The sequence below is a fragment of the Pseudomonas sp. PHC1 genome, from assembly GCF_046487845.1.
In the GTDB taxonomy this organism is placed as follows: Bacteria; Pseudomonadota; Gammaproteobacteria; order Pseudomonadales; family Pseudomonadaceae; genus Aquipseudomonas; species Aquipseudomonas sputi.
Map to the genome: position 1 here is coordinate 13,744 of NZ_JBJXHJ010000032.1, position 16,643 is coordinate 30,386.

The window sequence follows — 16,643 nt, forward strand, 5'->3', positions numbered from 1 at the left end:
ACACTCACTCGTAAGGCGGCGCTGACCGACGCGATACAAAAAAAACACCAGGGCACTGCCATGCACCGACTGGAAGAACAGAAAACATCGGCACCGAACCTCGCGCTGGCGGCCATCAAGAGCTGGGGCGGGCAGTTCAATCTGCTGCGCTGGTTTTCGCTGGCCAGTTTTTTCATCATCGCGGCCGTGGCGCTGGGGCTGGGCTACATCTCCACGCGCTTTGTGGTGACCGAAAGTGTGGAGCGCGATGCCTTGCTCACCGCGCAATTCGTGCAGGCCATCGGCGATGCGGAAATGCGCCACGCCAACATCACGCCGCAACGCACCATGGGCGAGATGCTCGACCCGCGCCAGGATCAGAACTACCCCGATGTCGACGCGCTGGCCCATGCTGCGGCCCGCGCCGAGTTTCTTGATCATGTCGAACACTTGCCCGACGTATTGCTGGCCACGGTGTATGCGCTGGACCGCACGATCATCTGGTCGACCAACCCCGAGCTGATCAACGTCAAGATCGAAGATGACGATGAACTGGACGAGTCGTTCGAAATGAAAGTCCCGGTGTCTTCCAGCTATCACAAGATCGACGATGAGAAACCCGAGCAGCGGCTGTCCCGTGAACCGAAATACCTGTTCATCGAAAACTACATCCCGATGTTCAACGCCGACAAAAGCAAAGTGGTCGCCATGGTCGAGATCTACAAGGAACCGGCGGATCTGGTGGACCGCATCGACCGTGGATTCGCCTCGATCTGGGCCGCGACCATCCTTGGCGGCGCGGCGATTTACCTGGGGTTGTTCTGGATCGTACGGCGCGCCTCGAGCCTGCTGCAGAGCCAGCAACAGCAGTTGATCAGCAACGAAACCTTTGTCGCCCTGGGCGAGATGTCCTCGGCGGTGGCGCACAGCCTGCGCAATCCGCTGGCGACCATTCGTTCCAGCGCCGAACTGGCTCAGGAAATCGCCAGCCCCGGCGCGCAGCGAAACATCGGCGACATCATCAGCCAGGTCGATCGCATGTCGCGCTGGGTTCGCGAACTGCTGGTGTCGTTGCGCCCGATGAGTGATGACGGCGAGGCGGTGGAACTGCTCGCGGCGGTCGAGGATACCCTCGGGGCGTTTGATGCGCTGATCCGGCGCAATGGCGTTGAAGTGCGATTCACGCCCCAGGATTGCCCGCCGGTCGTCAGTCAAAAGGTGCTGCTCACGCAAATTCTCAATAGCCTGTTTGCCAACGCCCTGGAAGCAATGCCCAAGGGCGGCGTACTCAGTGTCGAGATTGAAACAGCGCAAACCGACCAGGTGCGCATGACCCTGAGCGACACCGGCAAAGGCATGAGCGCGCAGCAGCAACAACTGGTGTTCAAACCGTTTTTCACCACCAAGCAGGGCGGCCTCGGGGTCGGCCTGGCGCTGGTCAAGCGAATCATGGAGCGGTTTCAGGGGTCGGTCGTGCTGACCAGCCGGGAGCAGGAAGGAACCCGCGTCAGTCTCAATTTTAGAGTGGCATCGGGAGGGGAATATGGAACACAGCATTCTGCTGGTCGAGGATGACGAACTGCTGGCCGACAATATTCAGACCTACCTGGAGCGCAAAGACTTCGAGGTGACGGTCTGCCACTCGGCCGAGGACGCGCTGGGGCAACTGGAAAGCTTCATGCCGGACATCGTCCTGACCGACAACTCGCTGCCGGGCATGAGTGGTCACGATCTGATCCAGAAGCTGCGCATCAGCGCGCCGGAACTGAAAGTGATCATGATGACCGGCTACGGCAACGTCGAAGACGCAGTGGTGGCAATGAAGGAGGGCGCCTTTCATTACGTCACCAAACCGGTCGCGCTGCCGGAACTCAAACTGCTGCTGGACAAGGCCCTGGCCACCGAACGGATGGAGCGCACGCTGTCGTTCTATCAGGAGCGCGAGGCGCAGAAATCCGGAGTGCAGGCGCTGATCGGCGAATCGGCGCCGATGCTGCACCTGAAAAACACCATCGGCCAGTTGCTCGAAGCCGAGCGACGCATGACCAACGGCGATCTGCCGCCGGTGCTGGTGGAGGGCGAAACCGGGACTGGCAAGGAACTGGTCGCCCGGGCGCTGCATTTCGACGGTGCGCGCAGCAAAGGCCCGTTCATTGAGTTCAACTGCGCGTCGATTCCGGCCAACCTGGTGGAGTCGGAGCTGTTCGGTCACGAGAAAGGCGCGTTCACCGATGCCAAGGATCGCCGGGTCGGGCTGGTGGAAGCCGCTGATGGCGGCACGCTGTTTCTCGATGAAATCGGTGAAATGGATCTGGTGCTCCAGGCCAAACTGCTGAAACTGCTGGAGGACCGCACCATTCGCCGGGTCGGCTCGGTGAAGGAGCGCAAGGTCAACCTGCGGGTGATCAGCGCCACCAATTGCAACCTTGAACAGATGGTCCAGCAGGGCAAATTCCGCCGCGATCTGTTTTTCCGGCTGCGGATCATCTCGATCAAGGTGCCGCGTCTGTACGCCCGTGGCGAAGACATCCTGCTGCTGGCCCGTCACTTCCTCGCCAGTCACGGCAAGCGTTACGGCAAACCGAACCTGCATTTCAGCGATCAGGCCGAAGAGCTGCTGCGCAGTTACACCTGGCCGGGCAACGTGCGCGAGCTACGCAACATGCTTGAACAGACCGTGCTGCTGGCGCCAAACGACACCGTCGCCGCGCATCAACTGAACGTGTGCATGAGCCTGTGCGATGACCTGCCGCCGCAGCATCAGCACGAAGTGCAGCATTTCGAACCACGTCCGGCGAGCAACACCGAATCGATGAACCTGCCGGAAGTCGAGCGCGACATGGTGCGCAAGATGCTCGACAAGACCGACTGGAACGTCACCAAATCGGCGCGCCTGCTGGGCCTGAGCCGCGACATGCTGCGCTACCGCATCGAAAAGCTCGGCCTGGCGCGGCCGGACAAGCGTCAGTGGTAAACCGCGTTACTGCGTGGATTGGGCGTGCCGAGGCATTCCAGCACGCACGTCGGGTCCAGCACTTCGTCGTTGACGTAAATGCCGCGCTCGGCATCGTAGGTGCGGATAAACACCCGCACCGTCGCATCGGCTACGGTGGGCAGCTGCGAGTCATGGAACACATGGCGATCCGGGATGACGATGAAATCCTGCGGCGGCGTGTCATCGAACGGCCGAGGCGGCTGGGCCGACAACGACGGGGGAGCAGGGTGGGCAAAAGGCTGGTCCGACCCGTAATAGTTGAAGTTGCTGTCGAGCGCCTGCACCGGCGTGGTGGCGAGCAGACAGGCGGATAACAGCAGTCGATTGAACATTCCCATGGCAGCACCTGTGGAAGCGGATTTCCCCAAGGCTATTAACTATAGCTGCCCGCGGTGCAGGCGTTGGTGCAGACGCAGGCGGCTTACAAGTTCGCAACAACCTGTTGCGCGAGGCTGGACTAGACTCGGGCCGCTCAATTGTGAGCATCGCCCGGAGTGCGCCATGGAAGTGCCAAACAATAAAAACGCCATTGAGAGCAATCGTCAGGCGTGGAACGATTCCGCTCGTCATCATCAGGACTCGCCCGACTGGCAGGCCTTGCTGACCGAGGTCACGCAGGCCGATTTTTCCTGCCTCGACGACACCCTGCGCGGCGTGCTCGAGCAGGTCGGTGTCGATGGCAAAGACGTCGTGCAAATGGGGTGCAACAACGGCCGCGAAAGCCTGTCACTGTTCGCCCTCGGCGCACGGAGCGTGGTCGGTATCGATCAGTCCGGCGCGTTTCTCGAACAGGCCCGCGAACTGAACAAGCGTTCGCCGCACAAGGCCGAGTTCATCGAAGCCGATATCCATCATTTACCTGAATCGCTGCGCGCCCGTTTCGACGTTGCGTTGATCACCATCGGCGTCCTCAACTGGATGCCCGACATCGGCGAATTTTTCCGCCATGTCGTCTCGACCCTCAAACCGGGCGGACGGCTGGTGATCTACGAAACCCACCCGTTCCTGGAAATGGTCGACCCCGAGGCCGAGGACCCGTTTCGCCTCGCCAGCTCGTATTTCCGCGAAGAACCGTTCGTGCAGGAAGAGCCGATCGTCTACTTCGGCAAGGTCGAACAGCCGGCGGCGAAGTCTTACTGGTTCGCGCACACCCTCGGCGCGCTCTTCACCGCCGCCCTCGAGGCCGGCCTGAACATCACGCACTTCAAGGAATACCCGCACTCGAACCGGGAAGAAGTGTATGACCAGTACCAGAACCGCCAGGCGCAGATGCCGCTGTGTTTTACGTGGGTGGGGGTGAAGCGCTGAGGCGCGAATGGAGCATTGCGAAGGCGGCCGAATGGCCGCCTTCGTTGTTTCAAGCCTGCGCAGCCGCCGTCACCACCGGCCGTCCCGGCTTGCGCAGTGGATCCAGGCGTGAGCCTGCGTAGCGGGTTTCGCGGAAGAACCGCCATTTGCCGAACAGGCAATAGACGTGGGTGACGCGGCCCTGTTCGTGATAGCCCATGCGGATGTGCAGTTTCAGCGCCGGGATGTTGTGGGTTTCGCAGACGTCCACCACCTTGTTGCAACCCTGGGCAGCCATGGCTTCCCAGAGGGCGACCTGCACGTCTACCGACAGGCTGCTGCCGAAGTAGGCGCGGATCATTTCACCGCCGAACTCGAAGAACTCGCCGGGTTTGACCGGGAAGGTGCAGCCGTAATAGTGGCGGTCGTGGTAGTCACGAGTGCTGCCCCAGATAAACGCCACCGCATGGCCGTCGGCGTCCAGGTACATGTGCCCGGTGTGCCCCTCGTTGGCCAGCTCGGCCATGGTCTGCACCCGGTCACCGAAATGCTTGGCGAACGCGCCGGCATTCTGTGCGGTGATGTCGACTTTGCGCAGGCCGTCGTAGGGGCGCAGTTTGTGCGGCGGTACCGGGCTGACCAGGTCGCGCTCCATCCACAACAGTTCCCAATGGAAGAACACGTAGCGTTTCCACAACGTGCCGAAGGTGCGGCCCAGGCCTTTTTGCTTGATACGTTCACGCAGCTTTTCAATGACGCTCATGATGCCCTCCGAGGCCGGAGCCCGGGTGTTGTGGATGACGCTTTTGTGGGTATAGATCAAGCCGGGAAATTCATGTCAAAGCGCCAGCTTTGAAAGTATTGCAAGTTATGTAACGGTTCAGAGTGCCTCGGCACCCCGCAGAAAGTCCTTGTTCAGATCGGCATAGGAAACCCGTGGAACGCCCGTCAGTCGCTGCTCTAGCAAGCGGCTCAGGGACTCTTCGGGTTGCAGATAGGCGTCGCCGAAATCCGCCCCGAACTGGTTCGGATGGGCGACGATTTCCAGCACGCCGTCGGTCGGCGCCGGGGCGTTGCGCAAATCGACCGGCGTGCAGACGTAATCCGCGGTCACACCGGCCAGACTCTGCAACCGACGGTTGAGCAACCCCTTGAACACACGTTTGGGCAGGCTGAGGTTTTGCCCCAGGTTGCGCGCCAGGCGCACAGGCACCCCCTGATGGGCGGCGAAGCGCGCGACGATCTCGCCGATCGGCCAGATGTTGTGCACGTGCTGATGCGAATCGAGGTGGCTGGGACGCATGCCCTGATCGACACAGCGTTGCCACTGCGCCTGCAATTCTTCCTGCACCGCCTCGCGATCTTCGCGGCCCAGCCACAGGCTGTGGCGCGGCAGGTTGAGATCGAACACGCCATGGCTGTCGCAGAAGGTGCGACGCTCGAGAATGGCCCGGCTCAAGGGCCGGCCGTAGGTCAGGTTGAAATGCAGACCGATTCGTCCTGCCAGCAGCGGCAACCGGGCCATGGCGCAGGCCGCTTCGAACGCCGGCATGTTGGCCATGGCGGTAGCGGAACTGATGACCCCGGCCTGGAACGCACTGAGGATCACCGCGTTTTCGTTCGGGCTCAGGCCGAAATCGTCAGCGTTGACTATGACTTGGCGTGGCATGTTCGCCCTCCTTGGTGAGGTGTTTTACCGGTGTCGGGGTGGCCGCCGCTTTTACGGTTGCACGCTTCGCCCGCCATTGTTGCAACGCCGGCTTGAGCCGGTGCCAGACGCGCAGCCCGAGCCCCAGCAACAGTCCGCTCGGGCGCCAGGAATAGAAACTCCAGCGCCAGTGCTCCAGTTGCCCGGTCATGCGTTCGTGCAGTTGATGGCTGGAGTTTTCCAGGCTGACCCGCGAGGCATCGATCCAGCGCCAGTTGTCGTCCAGCCCCCAGCGAATCCATTCCTCCAGCAACACCCGACCGCTGCCCAGATCGGCGTATTGCGGCAGGAAGGCGAGGTTGTAATCGTAGAGTCGACCCTGTTCGAGCAGGCCGAGCCGGTAGCTGATGCAACGCCCGTCCAGTTCCAGCATCACCACGCGCACCCGGCCCGACGCGGCGAGGGCAGTGAAGGCGTTTTCCATGCAGCGTCGGCTGCGGTCGCTGGCAAAGATTCCGACGCCTTCGTCGCCTTTCCAACTGACCGCTTCGACTTCGCTGATGACCTGCAGCAACGGGCCCATGCTGGTCGCGTCGGGCGTGATCCGCCGGACTTCGGCAGCGCACGCGGCGATCCGTTTGCGCGCCCGGCGCAGTTTGTAGCGCGGGTCGCCCGAGACTTCCTGGCGGTCGGCGTCGCTGATCAGGTGCACCGGTACCCGGCAGCTCAAGCGACGTTCGCCGGTGGAGCTGCGGGCCATCCATTCGGTGAGCACGCTTTCGGCGCCCAGCGGCTCGGCGATTTCGTTGAGTTGCAACAGGGCGTGGGGCATTCGCTGACGAATCAGCCGCAGGACCTGGCGCATGTCTTTGGCGTCCAGCCGTGACAGCAACGCCAGGCGATCGGCCAGTGGATAACCCAGGTGATGCACCACCCGAAACGGCACGCCGAAAAACCGTTCACGGCTCGCCACCAGCGGCAGGCACAGGCGCAATTCGTCTGCTTCCCAACCCAGCAATACGTGCAGCCGCTCATGCGCGTCGAGCGCCTGCTCTGCCGCACCCAGCCAGTCGAGGCTGTTGAACGGCGTGTGGTCCGTCACCCGCAGGCGCAGCGCTTCATAGGCCGCCGCCGGGAAGTCAGGTGCGCACAACGAAGTGCGCCATTCGAATCGCGCCATAGGCTCAGGTCACCGTGGCTGTGACAGGTGGACGGGAAGGTTTGCGCAATGCATCCAGGCGCGAGCCGCTGTAGCGGGTTTCGCGGTAGAAGCGCCAGCGACCGAACAGCTGATACACATTCATGATCCGGCCCTGTTCGGTATAGCCCATGCGCAGGTGCAGCTTGAGCGCCGGGATGTTGTGAAATTCGCAGACGTCCACGACTTTGTCGCAGCCCTGGGCGGCCATGGCGTTCCACAGTTCCAGTTGCAGGTCCACCGACAGTTCGGTGCCCCAGTACGAGCGGGTCAGTTCGCCGCCGAATTCGAAGAACTCGCCGGGTTTCACCGGGAACAGGCAGCCGTAGTAGTGCCGGTCGAAATAGTCTTGGGCGGTGCCCCAGATGAAGGCCACCGCATGGCCCTGATCGTCCAGGTGCATGTGCCCGGTGTGATGTTCCCGGGCAAGCTCCGCCATGGTGCCGACGCGGTCGCCGAAGTGGCGGGCGAAGGCGCTGACGTTGTCCGGGGTGATCTTCACCACTCGCAGCGGCGGGTAGGGTTTGAGGCTGTGGGGCGGCACCGGACTGACCAGGTCGCGCTCCATCCACAGCAGTTCCTGATGAGAAAAGACGTAGTGCTTCCACACTTTGGCCAAGGTGGCCCGCAGGCCTTTGTGTTTGATGTGATCGCAGAGTTTTTGCAGAACATTCATGGTCGTGGCTCCTGATGACGAGTCATCGCGCGGCCAGAGGCCAGCGCGGCCGGACATCAACAGGGCGGTCATGAGGCGTTCCAGCGCAGGGCAAACAGGGTCTGTCCCGGCAGTTCGAAGCGCACGCGGCCGTCCTGACAGCGAAACGGCGCGTCGCGGCTGCGGTTGTCGGCGCCGAAATAACGCAGCGCGCCGTTGTTCATCGGGCATCTGGCGCCCGCCAGGTCGACATGCTGCAAACGCGTGCCTTTGTTCACACCGAGCAGTCCGCGTTGATCGTCGCCGGCCATCGCCAGCACATCGACTTCGAACGCATCGTTCTCCAGCCACAACACGTTGTGCAACCAGTGCTGCTGGATGAACTGCTGGGCCAGACCCACCGGCTTCAACTCGAAGCGATCATCGCCCAGCACCCGCAACATGCCTTTGGGGTACTGCGGCTCATCGGCGGCCTGGAACCAGTTGAGCATGGTCAGCAAACCGTCCTGGGAGGCGTTGATCACCACCGAGGCCCACCACAGTGAAGTGAAATGGGTTTCCTGATCGTAGGGGCTCAGGCTTGAACCGCTGGACAGGTTGGTCTGATCCAGCAGCAAGGCCTTGCGCGGCTGGCCGCGGGCGTCGAGGCCGACCAGCTCCGCCGCCCGCCGCACGCTGTCGCGGTATACGCGGGTGGCGAGCAGGTCGCGAATCATCCATTCGTGCCAGGCCAGCGCATCGACCTGTTCGGCGGATTCACCGAGCAGGCGCCGGGCCCAGTCGATGCCGCGCTTGCTGGCTGCATTGTCGGCGAAGGGGCCATTGACCAGCCGCGAACTGGCCGGCATCGCGATGCGCACGCCGGCCCTGGCATTGGCCGGATCGCTGCGCACTTGCCGGGCCATGCTGGTGAAGATCGAACGGTATTGCTCGTAGCTCGAATAGTTCAGGTTGGGCTCGTCGGCGAACCCGATGTAGTGCGTGCCTTTGCCGCCCAGCGCCCGGGTGCCGGCGAGCCAGGCGTCGAGGCCGTTGTTGCTTTGCACGTCGGCGCGCAGATCGGCCTGACGCTGACTGCCAGCGAGCAGGGTGATGTCCTGACGAATGCCGAAGCGATCCTGATAAACCTGGCGAAATGCATCTTCGAACTGCGGATTTTTTGCCGTCACGTCGACAAAACTGTAGTAACTGGCGGCCGTCGGTTTCAGTGCGTCGAGCAGCGGATGGCTGGCGGGCGGCGGCATCACGTAGGGCAGGGCGATGCCCAGATCCGGGGTGCGCCCCAGGACTTTGTCGTGCAGGGTCAGGTGCGTCTGGCCGTCGTCTTCACGCAGCGGTTTGAGCTGTTGCGGATTCTGCGCGAACAGATTGGCCGTGCCGTCGAGCCAGAACGCCGCTTTGCCGCTGCCTTGCAGACGCAGGCGCCAGACCTGCTCGCGCTGACTGACGGGCAACGCGAGCTGATCGAACCGCCAATAGGCGCGATAGGGTTTGAGCGCCAATGTCAGTGGCTGCCCGTCGCCGACCCGTTGCACCTGCAGGGCGCTGACCCCGCCGTGAAACTTGCCCGCCAGTATCGCGTGCTCACCGGCGGCGACCTTGAAATACAGTTCATCGCCGTTACGGGTTTCCGCGCTGAAATGCACTTTGGCCGGGGCGAACAGCGCCACGGTGTTTTCGTCGTGTTCGACCCGGTAACTGCGGAAGCTGTAGCCGGGGATTTCCAGCTGATAACTCGCGGCGCCCGGCGCCAACGGCCAGCTCTGGCTGCCACGGGTTTCACTGGCCTTGATGAAGCGCTCGCCCTGCAATCGCCCCCGGCCGTCGAGCAGGTAAATGTGCTCTTCGTTGGCCTCTGCCTGCCACGCCGGCGCCCAGCGCACGGTCACTGTGTCGGGATGATCGGCTTGCAGGTACAGGCTGCCGTCGCGAATGTCGCCCCAGCGCATCGACGCCGCGAGGGCGTCCAGCGACAGGCCGAGACCGAACAGCAGGGACAGGCCTTTCATGCCGATTTCCGTTGTAAAAAGCGTCGTTGCAACATCAGCCACATCGGCGTGAGGTCGCTGGGCAGAATGATCAGGGTTTGCCAGAACGCCACGCCGCTCAACCGGCAGTACAACACCAGCATCGCCACGGTCACCGCCAGATAGGCAATCGACGATGCCGCCGCGGCGCCGACGATGCCGTAGGCCGGAATCAGCAGCAGGTTCAGCGCGAGGTTGAGCAGCGCACCAAGCCCCATCAGCAGCGACACCGTGCCGGGGCGGTTCTTGCCGATCAGATCCAGGCGCAGGATGCTCGCGTAACACAGGCCCAGCAGCCCCGGCAGCAATGCCAGCAGCGCTGGATACGCCGGCTGGTAGGCGACGCCGAACAGGATGACAATCAGCCATTCGCCGATCACGGCCATGGTCAGGCAGGCGCCGAGCATCACCGTGGCGGTCAGGCGCAGGGCCAGCGGGGTGACCTTGTCCATGCCTTCGTCCTGCTGCAGCAGGCGCTTCATCAGCGGCGTGGTCACCGCTTCCGGAACGATCAGCAGCAACTCGGCGGCGGCGCTGGCCATCGCGTAATGCCCGAGGGCAGTGCTGCCCAGCAGGGCACCGATGAACAGGTAATCGGAACGCAGGATCACTTGCTGGAACAGCAGATCCGGGTGACTGCGCGCACTGAAACGCAGCAATTCGTTCTGGCTGGCGCGATCCCATTGCAGCTGCAACGGCTGCGCGCGTTTGAGCCACAGCCAGCCGACCAGCACCACCAGACTGATGCCGGCCAGCCAACTGATCAGCGCCGCTTCAAGCGCCGCTTCTTTCCACATCCAGAACAGGGCGAGAAACAGCAGCAGCGGCGCCAGGGATTCCACCAGTCGCAAGGCATTGAACGCGACCACGCCGCCGGACGCATTGTGCAAGGTCAGCAGACCGCTTTTGAGCACGGTCAGCGGCACCGCCAGCAGCAACAGCCACGCCAGCAGACCGAGCTGCATGGTCACGTCCAGTTCGCTGCCGAATTCGCGCACCAGTGCCACCACCAGCAAGGTCAACAGACCCGCCAGCAAGCAGCCGAACACCAACACTTGCGCGAGCAACAAGCCCATCGGTCGTTGCTTGGCGGCCTGATAACCGACCGCCGAGTTCAACCCGCCGCTGGTGGCCGCGCTGATCAGATCCGGCAGGGTGCTGAGCAGGGCGAACAGGCCCCGTTCGCTGGGCCCGAGGATCCGCGCCAGCAGCACATTCCTCAGCAGGCGCAGGGCGATCATCGCCAGTTTGGTGCCCATGCTCAGCGCCAGGTGCTTGAGGTAATTGCCTCGACTCATGGCCGTGCCCCGCGATAGATCCGCCACGACAGCAGTTGCGGGTTGCGTGCGGTGCGCTGGCTGACACCGAAGCGCGGCAGATTCAGCGGATCGCCGGTGTCGCGATAGAGGCCGGTGCCGGTGCCGAGCGCGAAGGGGTAGTCGTGATTGGCGATCTGTTCGCGCACGCGTTCATCGTTGTCGCCGTTGGGGTAGCAATACACCGGCAGCGGCCGGTTGCAGCCGTTTTGAAGAGCATCGCGGCTGCGGCTGATTTCTTCGCTCAGACGCACATCGTTCAGGCCCGTGAGGATCGCGTGACTGGCGCCGTGAGGGCCGAAACGCACCAGCCCCGAAGCTTCCATCGCCCGCACTTGATGCCAGTCCAGCGCTTGCGGCAATGACTCCTGCGGACATTCGTCGGTCAGGTGTTCGAGCATCATCGGGTCGAGCGCCTTCAGGCTTTGCAGGTAATGCAACAAGGTCAGACTGCGACGATCCACATCAATGTCGTCCAACAGCACCGGCAACGGCTGCCCCACCGAACGCAGACACTCGATCAAGTGCGTGCGGGCTTTTTCGCCATGGCTGCCCCACAGGGTTTCACCGATGCTTTCCCACCAGAAACGCTGACGGCTGCCGATGAAATCGGTGGAGAGAAAAATGCTCGCCGGCACCTGATGTTTCTGCAGCAGCGCGAAGGCGTTGGCGGCGTTGTCGCGCCAGCCGTCGTCGAAGGTCAGCGCCACCTGCGGGCGCTCGCTGCGCAAGGCGTTGGGCTGCAGGATCTCCATCAGCGGCACGCAATCGAAATGCTTGCGCAGCCACACCAGCAAATGCTCAAAGGCCTTGGGCCCGACGCACAGTTCGTTGCGGTGCGGCAGGTCGGCGGCGCGGTCATTGGACAGCACCCGGTGCAACATCAGGATCACACCGGCGCCGTGCAACTGGTGTCGCCCCACGGACGAGTTGAGATAGAGCCAGCCGCTGGTGCGTTTAATCAGTTGTTTGATCGCCATGGCTCTGTCCCTCTCAACGGTTTTGGTCAGGGTTCCACTGGGCATAACGCTGGCCGCGCAGGAACTGCCACAAGCCGATGCTCATGCCCGCCAGTGTCACCAGCAGGAACGCCGCAAGGCGGAACGGCTTGGGCAAGCGGTGTTGTGCATCCAGCAGGCCGGCGATTGCGATGGCGTAGCCGATCAGTTGGGCGATCAGGCTCAGGCGATAGAAACCGTGCTCTTCCCACAGCCAGAAGTTGCTCAGCAGCAGCGGCAGCAACAGGATCGGCGCCAGGCGCCGGATCAACTTGTGACTGATCAACGCAATCGCATACAGCCCATGCTTGAACGGATTGAGCAGCTCGCTGCGTTGCGCCAGGCTTTGCAGGCCGCCGACGGTGACCCGCTGGCGCCGGCGGAATTGCTTGTCCGCTTCGTCCACGCCGTGGTCGATCACTTGCGCTTCGGGCACGTAGACGATGCGCTTGAACTTCACCGGCGCACAGGTGCTGATGAAGAAGTCGTCATTGACCTCGGCCGGTACGTTCTCGAACAACTCGCGGCGCAGGGCAAGCAGGGCGCCGTCGGCGGAGACCATGCACCCGGTGCGATTCTCGACCCGGCGCAACCAGCCCTCGTAGTGCCGATAAAGGCTGTCGCCGATGCTCAGTCCGCCACCGGTGACCGGGATCACCATGTGTCCGGCACAGGCGCCGACCTGCGGGTCGCTCAGGGGCGCCAGCAGGTTGCCGAGGGTTTCCCGCGACCATTGGTTGTCGGCGTCGGTGAACACCAGAATGTCGCCGGTGGCCAACGCCGCGCCGGCATTCAGCGTCGCCGCCTTGCCCTGGCGGGGCAGGTCGAGCACGGTGATTCGCGGGTCAACGACCTTGTGCGCGCAGGCCACGGTGTCGTCGGTGGAACCGTCGCTGGCCAAAATGATTTGCAGGGTCGTCGGCTGATAATCCTGGGACAGCAGCGAGCGCAGCTTGTGTTCGATGTGCCGCGCTTCGTTGTGGGCGGCGATGACGATGCTGATGTTCAGCGGCGGGGCCGGGCTGTGGCGCCACGCCGGAAACAGCGGCGCGAGCAGCGTCAGCAGCAGTGGATAGCCGACGTAGGCGTACGCCGGCAGCAGCAGGCACATCCAGAAAATGAATTCAGCCACGGGCAGGCCTCCTGGCGTTCCAATGACACAGACTGAGAATGAACGCCGCGCCCGCCAGATGCAGACGCAGCCAGTGCAGGCCCCACAGTTGCAGGGTCAGGCAGACGTTGCGGTGCCTGGCGCTCTGGCGCACGCTGAGCACCAGCCCCGGCACCAGGGTCAGCATCACCATGATCACGGCATGATGGGGAAAGCCGTCGAGCAGGGCGGATATCGCCAGGAAATCGAGAATCCAGACGAAGATCGACAACATTGGAAATCGCAGCAGGCGCAGGCTGAAACCGTGGCTGCGCAGCAGTTGCAGATGACTGCCCTGGCGCCACAGTTCCTTGCCCATCCACTCGCGCCAGTTCATTTCGTAACCCCAGTGCAGCGCGACGTGTTCATTGATCGACAGCAGTCGGGCGCCGTGCTCGCGCAGGCGCAGGGTGAATTCCTTGTCTTCGCCGGTGCGCAGGGTTTCGTTGAAACCGCCGACCTTGTCGAACCAGCGCCGGCGCAGCAACAGGTTGGCGCTGGGCAGCCAGTCGACAACATGGCTGGTGTGGGTGGTCGGGCGCAGGGTCCGGCGCTGCCAGGCAGTGGCGTACCACGGCGCAGCGGCGGGGGTGTGCAGATCGAGACCGAAGACGTCGGCCTGGCCGCTGGCTTCGATGTCGAACAACGGCAGCAGCCAGTCTTCGGGCATTTCGACGTCGGCGTCGATGAACGCCAGCCATTCCCCGGTGGCAATGGCCGTGCCGCGATTGCGCAGCGCACCGATCAACAGGCCCGGCATCACCAGTACGTGGGCGCCGAACTGCCGGGCGATCTGCGGTCCTTCGTCACTCGAACCGTTGTCGACGACGATCAGTTCACACTCGACATCCGCCGCGTGCGCCGCTTTTTGCGCGGCCAGCAAGGTGCGGCCGATGTGCCGGGCCTCGTTGTACATCGGAATGACGATACTGATCCGGCTCATGCCCTGGCCTCCGTCATCGGTGCCTGCTCGGCTTTGAGGCGCAGGACGCAGGTCATGGCGAGCATGATCCACAGGTATTTCTGGTTCGGCGCGCTGAGGAACATCAGGAACAGCGTCAGCGACAGAAAACTCACCCCCAGATGGGTCATCAGATCCGCCTGCTGCCAGTCACGCCGCAACATCCACGCCTTGCGCGCCCGCGCCAGGTTGTACAGGCCCAATCCAAGCATGCCGACAAACATCAGGCCGGCGGGCACCCCCAGTTCGCTGAAGATTTCCAGGTAGGTGTTATGCGCCCGGCGGTACAGGTCGCCGACTTTGCGGTTGGCGGAAAACGCTTTGGCGTAACCGGTGGTGGCGTAGTGCAGCGGGAAGGTGCCGGGGCCGGAGCCGAGCAGCGGGTTTTCGCGGATCATCTGGCTGCCGACCACGATGTACGAGGCGCGGCGGCCGAGGGATTCGTCGTTGTGCCCCTTGGCACCGGCGCTCAACACGCTGAGGGACTGGATGCGGGCGATGTAACCGGCGGGCATCGCATAGATCGCCAGCGGTATCACGATCGCCGCGCCAAGCATGGCAAAGCCCAGGTGACGCGGGCGAATCCGTGCCAGTTGCGCGCGGTAGTGCCAGCAACCGATCACCAGACTCAGGGCCAGCACCACCAGCCCGGAGCGCGATTCGGTCTTGGTCATGCCGCCGAGCAACAGCAGGCAGCAACCGCCCCAGAACAGCCGATGCAGCAGGTTCGGGCTGCGGATCACCAGCAGCAACGCCAGTGGAATGGCGAACGCGATCAGCAGGGCGAAGGCGTTGGGGTCTTCGAGCAGGCCGGCGGCGCGGCCCTGATCCTGGAATTTGGTAGAGAACATGGCCATGGCGCAGGTCGTGCTGACCGCCAGGGTCACCAGCCGGGCGAACAGGTCCAGGTTCAGCTCGCGGCCGATCAGCAGGGTGATGACAAACAGAATCAGGCCGACGCTGATTTCCCGCAGATGACCGAGCGACATGCCCATGTCATCGGTGTTGAGCAGGCTCAGAAAGTACAGAACCATGAAGGCGATCAGGAAACGCCAGATATTGCTGCGCAGGCGATCCGAGGGAATCTGATGCATCGCCAGTTGCAGCATCAGGATCACCGCCAGCGAAGCACCGATCAGTTTGCTGCCCGACAGCGGGTTGTCCTTGAAGAAACCTTCGAACGGCACCAGGGCGACGATGCCGAGCAGGCCCCAGGTCGGTTTGCGGTACAACACCGCGAACCCCACCAGACCGAGCACTGCGCCCGGCGCCAGATAGGGCCAGGGGCTGGCCAGCAGAGCGATGCAGGCCAGCCCCAGCAGGCTGACGATCGAGAGCGGAAAAATCATGCGCGTGCCTCCCGTGCCGTGCGGATGTACAACTGCGACCAGCGTTCGGCCAGGGCCTTGAGGTCGTAGCGGTCCTGTTGCGTGCGTTTTGCGTTGTCGCGCAGTTGCCGCGCCAACCCGGGCTCGGACAGCAAGGTATCGAGCTGGCGGGCGAGGGCATTGCTGTCGGTGGGGGCCGCAAGCAAACCGTTGTGGCGGTTCTCCAGCACATCGGGAATCCCGCCGACGCCGAATGCCACCACCGGCACTCCGGCCTGCATCGCTTCCAGCAGGATCATCGGCGTGCCTTCGGTGCGCGAGCTGATCACCAGCGCATCGAGTTGCTGCCACCAGGGGCGCATGTCGGTCTGGTAACCCGGCAGACGGATACGCTGCTGCAAACCGGCGGCGTCGATCCGCGCCTGCAAGTCTTCGCGTTCCGGGCCGTCGCCGAGCATCACCGCGTCGAGTTGCGGATGCTGGTGACACAGCGGGATCAGCGCGTCGAGAAACAGATCCGGGCCTTTCTCACTGCTCAAGCGCCCGACATATCCGGCGAGCCAGCGTGGTCCTGGTGCCTCGCAAGGCAGGGCGGCCGCTGCCGGCAATCCGTTGGGGATCACCTGCAACTTCTCCGCGCGTACGCTGGCCTGACGGTGCAACAGCGCGATGCTTTCGGCGACACACACCACCCGATCCACCGACGCCGTGCGGCACAGTTGCAGGCTCAGCCAGGTGTAGAACTTCTGCTTGCGGCTGCGCGGGGTGAAGCCGTGCTGGGTGATGACCAGCGGCAGGCGCAGCAGCGTGGCGCCGACCCAGCCGAACAACAGCCCCTTGAAATTGTGGGTATTGATCAACGGACGCTCGCCCCGGCGCTGACGCAAGTGCCGCAGCAGGGCAGCGAGCCCTGCGCAGCCTTGTGCGTCGACCCCGGCCTCGCGAAAGCGCGCGATCAGTTCCGGCGGCGCATCGAGGAACAGCACCTGGTGCTGCCCCGGTGTCGCCAGGCAATGATCGAGCAACATGCGCTCGGCCCCGTAGAAGCCACCGCTGCTGAGCAAATGCATGATCGGCAGGGCGGCGTTCGGGGCGGACGGC

Annotated in this window: 15 protein-coding genes; 3 read left to right on the forward strand and 12 right to left on the reverse strand. The window is 63.3% G+C overall.

Annotation, left to right across the window (positions count from 1 at the left end; genetic code table 11):
• Window positions 1-60: 60 nt before the first annotated feature.
• Window positions 61-1,554, forward strand: a complete 1,494-nt coding sequence (locus tag ACKJSM_RS26895) for a sensor histidine kinase (protein WP_410239350.1) — start codon at window positions 61-63, stop codon at window positions 1,552-1,554.
• Window positions 1,523-2,953, forward strand: a complete 1,431-nt coding sequence (locus tag ACKJSM_RS26900) for a sigma-54-dependent transcriptional regulator (RefSeq protein WP_410239351.1) — start codon at window positions 1,523-1,525, stop codon at window positions 2,951-2,953. Before ACKJSM_RS26895 ends, ACKJSM_RS26900 begins: the two co-directional genes overlap by 32 nt.
• Here ACKJSM_RS26900 and ACKJSM_RS26905 read toward each other — a convergent pair.
• The gene (locus tag ACKJSM_RS26905) at window positions 2,944-3,312 is read right to left on the reverse strand and encodes a hypothetical protein (RefSeq protein WP_410239352.1); all 369 of its coding nucleotides are present in this window, start codon (window positions 3,310-3,312) and stop codon (window positions 2,944-2,946) included. The two genes, ACKJSM_RS26900 and ACKJSM_RS26905, sit on opposite strands and share 10 nt — an antisense overlap.
• A 163-nt stretch (window positions 3,313-3,475) precedes the next feature.
• Between ACKJSM_RS26905 and ACKJSM_RS26910 the strand changes: the two genes are divergently transcribed.
• On the forward strand, window positions 3,476-4,282 hold the full coding sequence (locus tag ACKJSM_RS26910; protein WP_410239353.1) for a class I SAM-dependent methyltransferase: 807 nt from the start codon (window positions 3,476-3,478) through the stop codon (window positions 4,280-4,282).
• A 49-nt stretch (window positions 4,283-4,331) separates the two neighbouring features.
• On the opposite strand, the gene ACKJSM_RS26915 is transcribed toward ACKJSM_RS26910, so the two are convergent.
• The 11 genes from ACKJSM_RS26915 to ACKJSM_RS26965 all read right to left on the reverse strand — a co-directional run bounded on the left by ACKJSM_RS26915 (window position 4,332) and on the right by ACKJSM_RS26965 (window position 16,612).
• On the reverse strand, window positions 4,332-5,024 hold the full coding sequence (locus tag ACKJSM_RS26915) for an N-acetyltransferase family protein (RefSeq protein WP_410239354.1): 693 nt from the start codon (window positions 5,022-5,024) through the stop codon (window positions 4,332-4,334).
• Between the two features lie 117 nt (window positions 5,025-5,141).
• Complete coding sequence (locus tag ACKJSM_RS26920) at window positions 5,142-5,930, reverse strand: ChbG/HpnK family deacetylase (RefSeq protein WP_236182327.1); 789 nt, start codon at window positions 5,928-5,930, stop codon at window positions 5,142-5,144.
• On the reverse strand, window positions 5,902-7,089 hold the full coding sequence (locus tag ACKJSM_RS26925) for a GNAT family N-acetyltransferase (RefSeq protein ID WP_410239355.1): 1,188 nt from the start codon (window positions 7,087-7,089) through the stop codon (window positions 5,902-5,904). Before ACKJSM_RS26925 ends, ACKJSM_RS26920 begins: the two co-directional genes overlap by 29 nt.
• 4 nt (window positions 7,090-7,093) lie before the next feature.
• Window positions 7,094-7,783 (reverse strand): N-acetyltransferase, encoded by a 690-nt coding sequence (locus ACKJSM_RS26930; protein WP_339490242.1) that lies wholly within the window; start codon window positions 7,781-7,783, stop codon window positions 7,094-7,096.
• A 68-nt stretch (window positions 7,784-7,851) separates the two neighbouring features.
• Entirely contained in the window at window positions 7,852-9,771 is a 1,920-nt protein-coding gene (locus ACKJSM_RS26935) for a hypothetical protein (protein WP_410239356.1), read from the reverse strand.
• Window positions 9,768-11,087, reverse strand: a complete 1,320-nt coding sequence (locus ACKJSM_RS26940; RefSeq protein WP_410239357.1) for a lipopolysaccharide biosynthesis protein — start codon at window positions 11,085-11,087, stop codon at window positions 9,768-9,770. Before ACKJSM_RS26940 ends, ACKJSM_RS26935 begins: the two co-directional genes overlap by 4 nt.
• Window positions 11,084-12,085 (reverse strand): polysaccharide deacetylase family protein, encoded by a 1,002-nt coding sequence (locus tag ACKJSM_RS26945; protein ID WP_410239358.1) that lies wholly within the window; start codon window positions 12,083-12,085, stop codon window positions 11,084-11,086. The genes ACKJSM_RS26940 and ACKJSM_RS26945 overlap by 4 nt, the downstream gene beginning before the upstream one ends.
• Window positions 12,086-12,098: 13 nt before the next feature.
• Window positions 12,099-13,235 carry a glycosyltransferase gene (locus ACKJSM_RS26950; RefSeq protein WP_410239359.1) on the reverse strand — a complete coding sequence of 379 codons (1,137 nt, stop codon included), beginning with the start codon at window positions 13,233-13,235 and terminating at the stop codon, window positions 12,099-12,101.
• Window positions 13,228-14,196 carry a glycosyltransferase gene (locus ACKJSM_RS26955; RefSeq protein WP_410239360.1) on the reverse strand — a complete coding sequence of 323 codons (969 nt, stop codon included), beginning with the start codon at window positions 14,194-14,196 and terminating at the stop codon, window positions 13,228-13,230. The genes ACKJSM_RS26950 and ACKJSM_RS26955 overlap by 8 nt, the downstream gene beginning before the upstream one ends.
• Window positions 14,193-15,563 carry an O-antigen ligase family protein gene (locus ACKJSM_RS26960; protein ID WP_410239361.1) on the reverse strand — a complete coding sequence of 457 codons (1,371 nt, stop codon included), beginning with the start codon at window positions 15,561-15,563 and terminating at the stop codon, window positions 14,193-14,195. The genes ACKJSM_RS26955 and ACKJSM_RS26960 overlap by 4 nt, the downstream gene beginning before the upstream one ends.
• Window positions 15,560-16,612, reverse strand: a complete 1,053-nt coding sequence (locus ACKJSM_RS26965) for a glycosyltransferase family 4 protein (protein WP_373874341.1) — start codon at window positions 16,610-16,612, stop codon at window positions 15,560-15,562. Before ACKJSM_RS26965 ends, ACKJSM_RS26960 begins: the two co-directional genes overlap by 4 nt.
• Between the last annotated feature and the right edge of the window lie 31 nt (window positions 16,613-16,643).

What these genes read in the sequence shown, in the direction of transcription:
- ACKJSM_RS26900 (WP_410239351.1), top strand. Translation starts at nt 1,523, where the DNA reads ATGGAACACAGCATTCTGCTGGTCGAGGATGACGAACTGCTGGCCGAC.
- ACKJSM_RS26960 (WP_410239361.1), bottom strand. Translation starts at nt 15,563, where the DNA reads ATGATTTTTCCGCTCTCGATCGTCAGCCTGCTGGGGCTGGCCTGCATC.
- ACKJSM_RS26940 (WP_410239357.1), bottom strand. Translation starts at nt 11,087, where the DNA reads ATGAGTCGAGGCAATTACCTCAAGCACCTGGCGCTGAGCATGGGCACC.
- ACKJSM_RS26930 (WP_339490242.1), bottom strand. Translation starts at nt 7,783, where the DNA reads ATGAATGTTCTGCAAAAACTCTGCGATCACATCAAACACAAAGGCCTG.
- ACKJSM_RS26920 (WP_236182327.1), bottom strand. Translation starts at nt 5,930, where the DNA reads ATGCCACGCCAAGTCATAGTCAACGCTGACGATTTCGGCCTGAGCCCG.
- ACKJSM_RS26915 (WP_410239354.1), bottom strand. Translation starts at nt 5,024, where the DNA reads ATGAGCGTCATTGAAAAGCTGCGTGAACGTATCAAGCAAAAAGGCCTG.
- ACKJSM_RS26895 (WP_410239350.1), top strand. Translation starts at nt 61, where the DNA reads ATGCACCGACTGGAAGAACAGAAAACATCGGCACCGAACCTCGCGCTG.
- ACKJSM_RS26965 (WP_373874341.1), bottom strand. Translation starts at nt 16,612, where the DNA reads ATGCATTTGCTCAGCAGCGGTGGCTTCTACGGGGCCGAGCGCATGTTG.
- ACKJSM_RS26910 (WP_410239353.1), top strand. Translation starts at nt 3,476, where the DNA reads ATGGAAGTGCCAAACAATAAAAACGCCATTGAGAGCAATCGTCAGGCG.
- ACKJSM_RS26935 (WP_410239356.1), bottom strand. Translation starts at nt 9,771, where the DNA reads ATGAAAGGCCTGTCCCTGCTGTTCGGTCTCGGCCTGTCGCTGGACGCC.
- ACKJSM_RS26955 (WP_410239360.1), bottom strand. Translation starts at nt 14,196, where the DNA reads ATGAGCCGGATCAGTATCGTCATTCCGATGTACAACGAGGCCCGGCAC.
- ACKJSM_RS26945 (WP_410239358.1), bottom strand. Translation starts at nt 12,085, where the DNA reads ATGGCGATCAAACAACTGATTAAACGCACCAGCGGCTGGCTCTATCTC.
- ACKJSM_RS26905 (WP_410239352.1), bottom strand. Translation starts at nt 3,312, where the DNA reads ATGGGAATGTTCAATCGACTGCTGTTATCCGCCTGTCTGCTCGCCACC.
- ACKJSM_RS26925 (WP_410239355.1), bottom strand. Translation starts at nt 7,089, where the DNA reads ATGGCGCGATTCGAATGGCGCACTTCGTTGTGCGCACCTGACTTCCCG.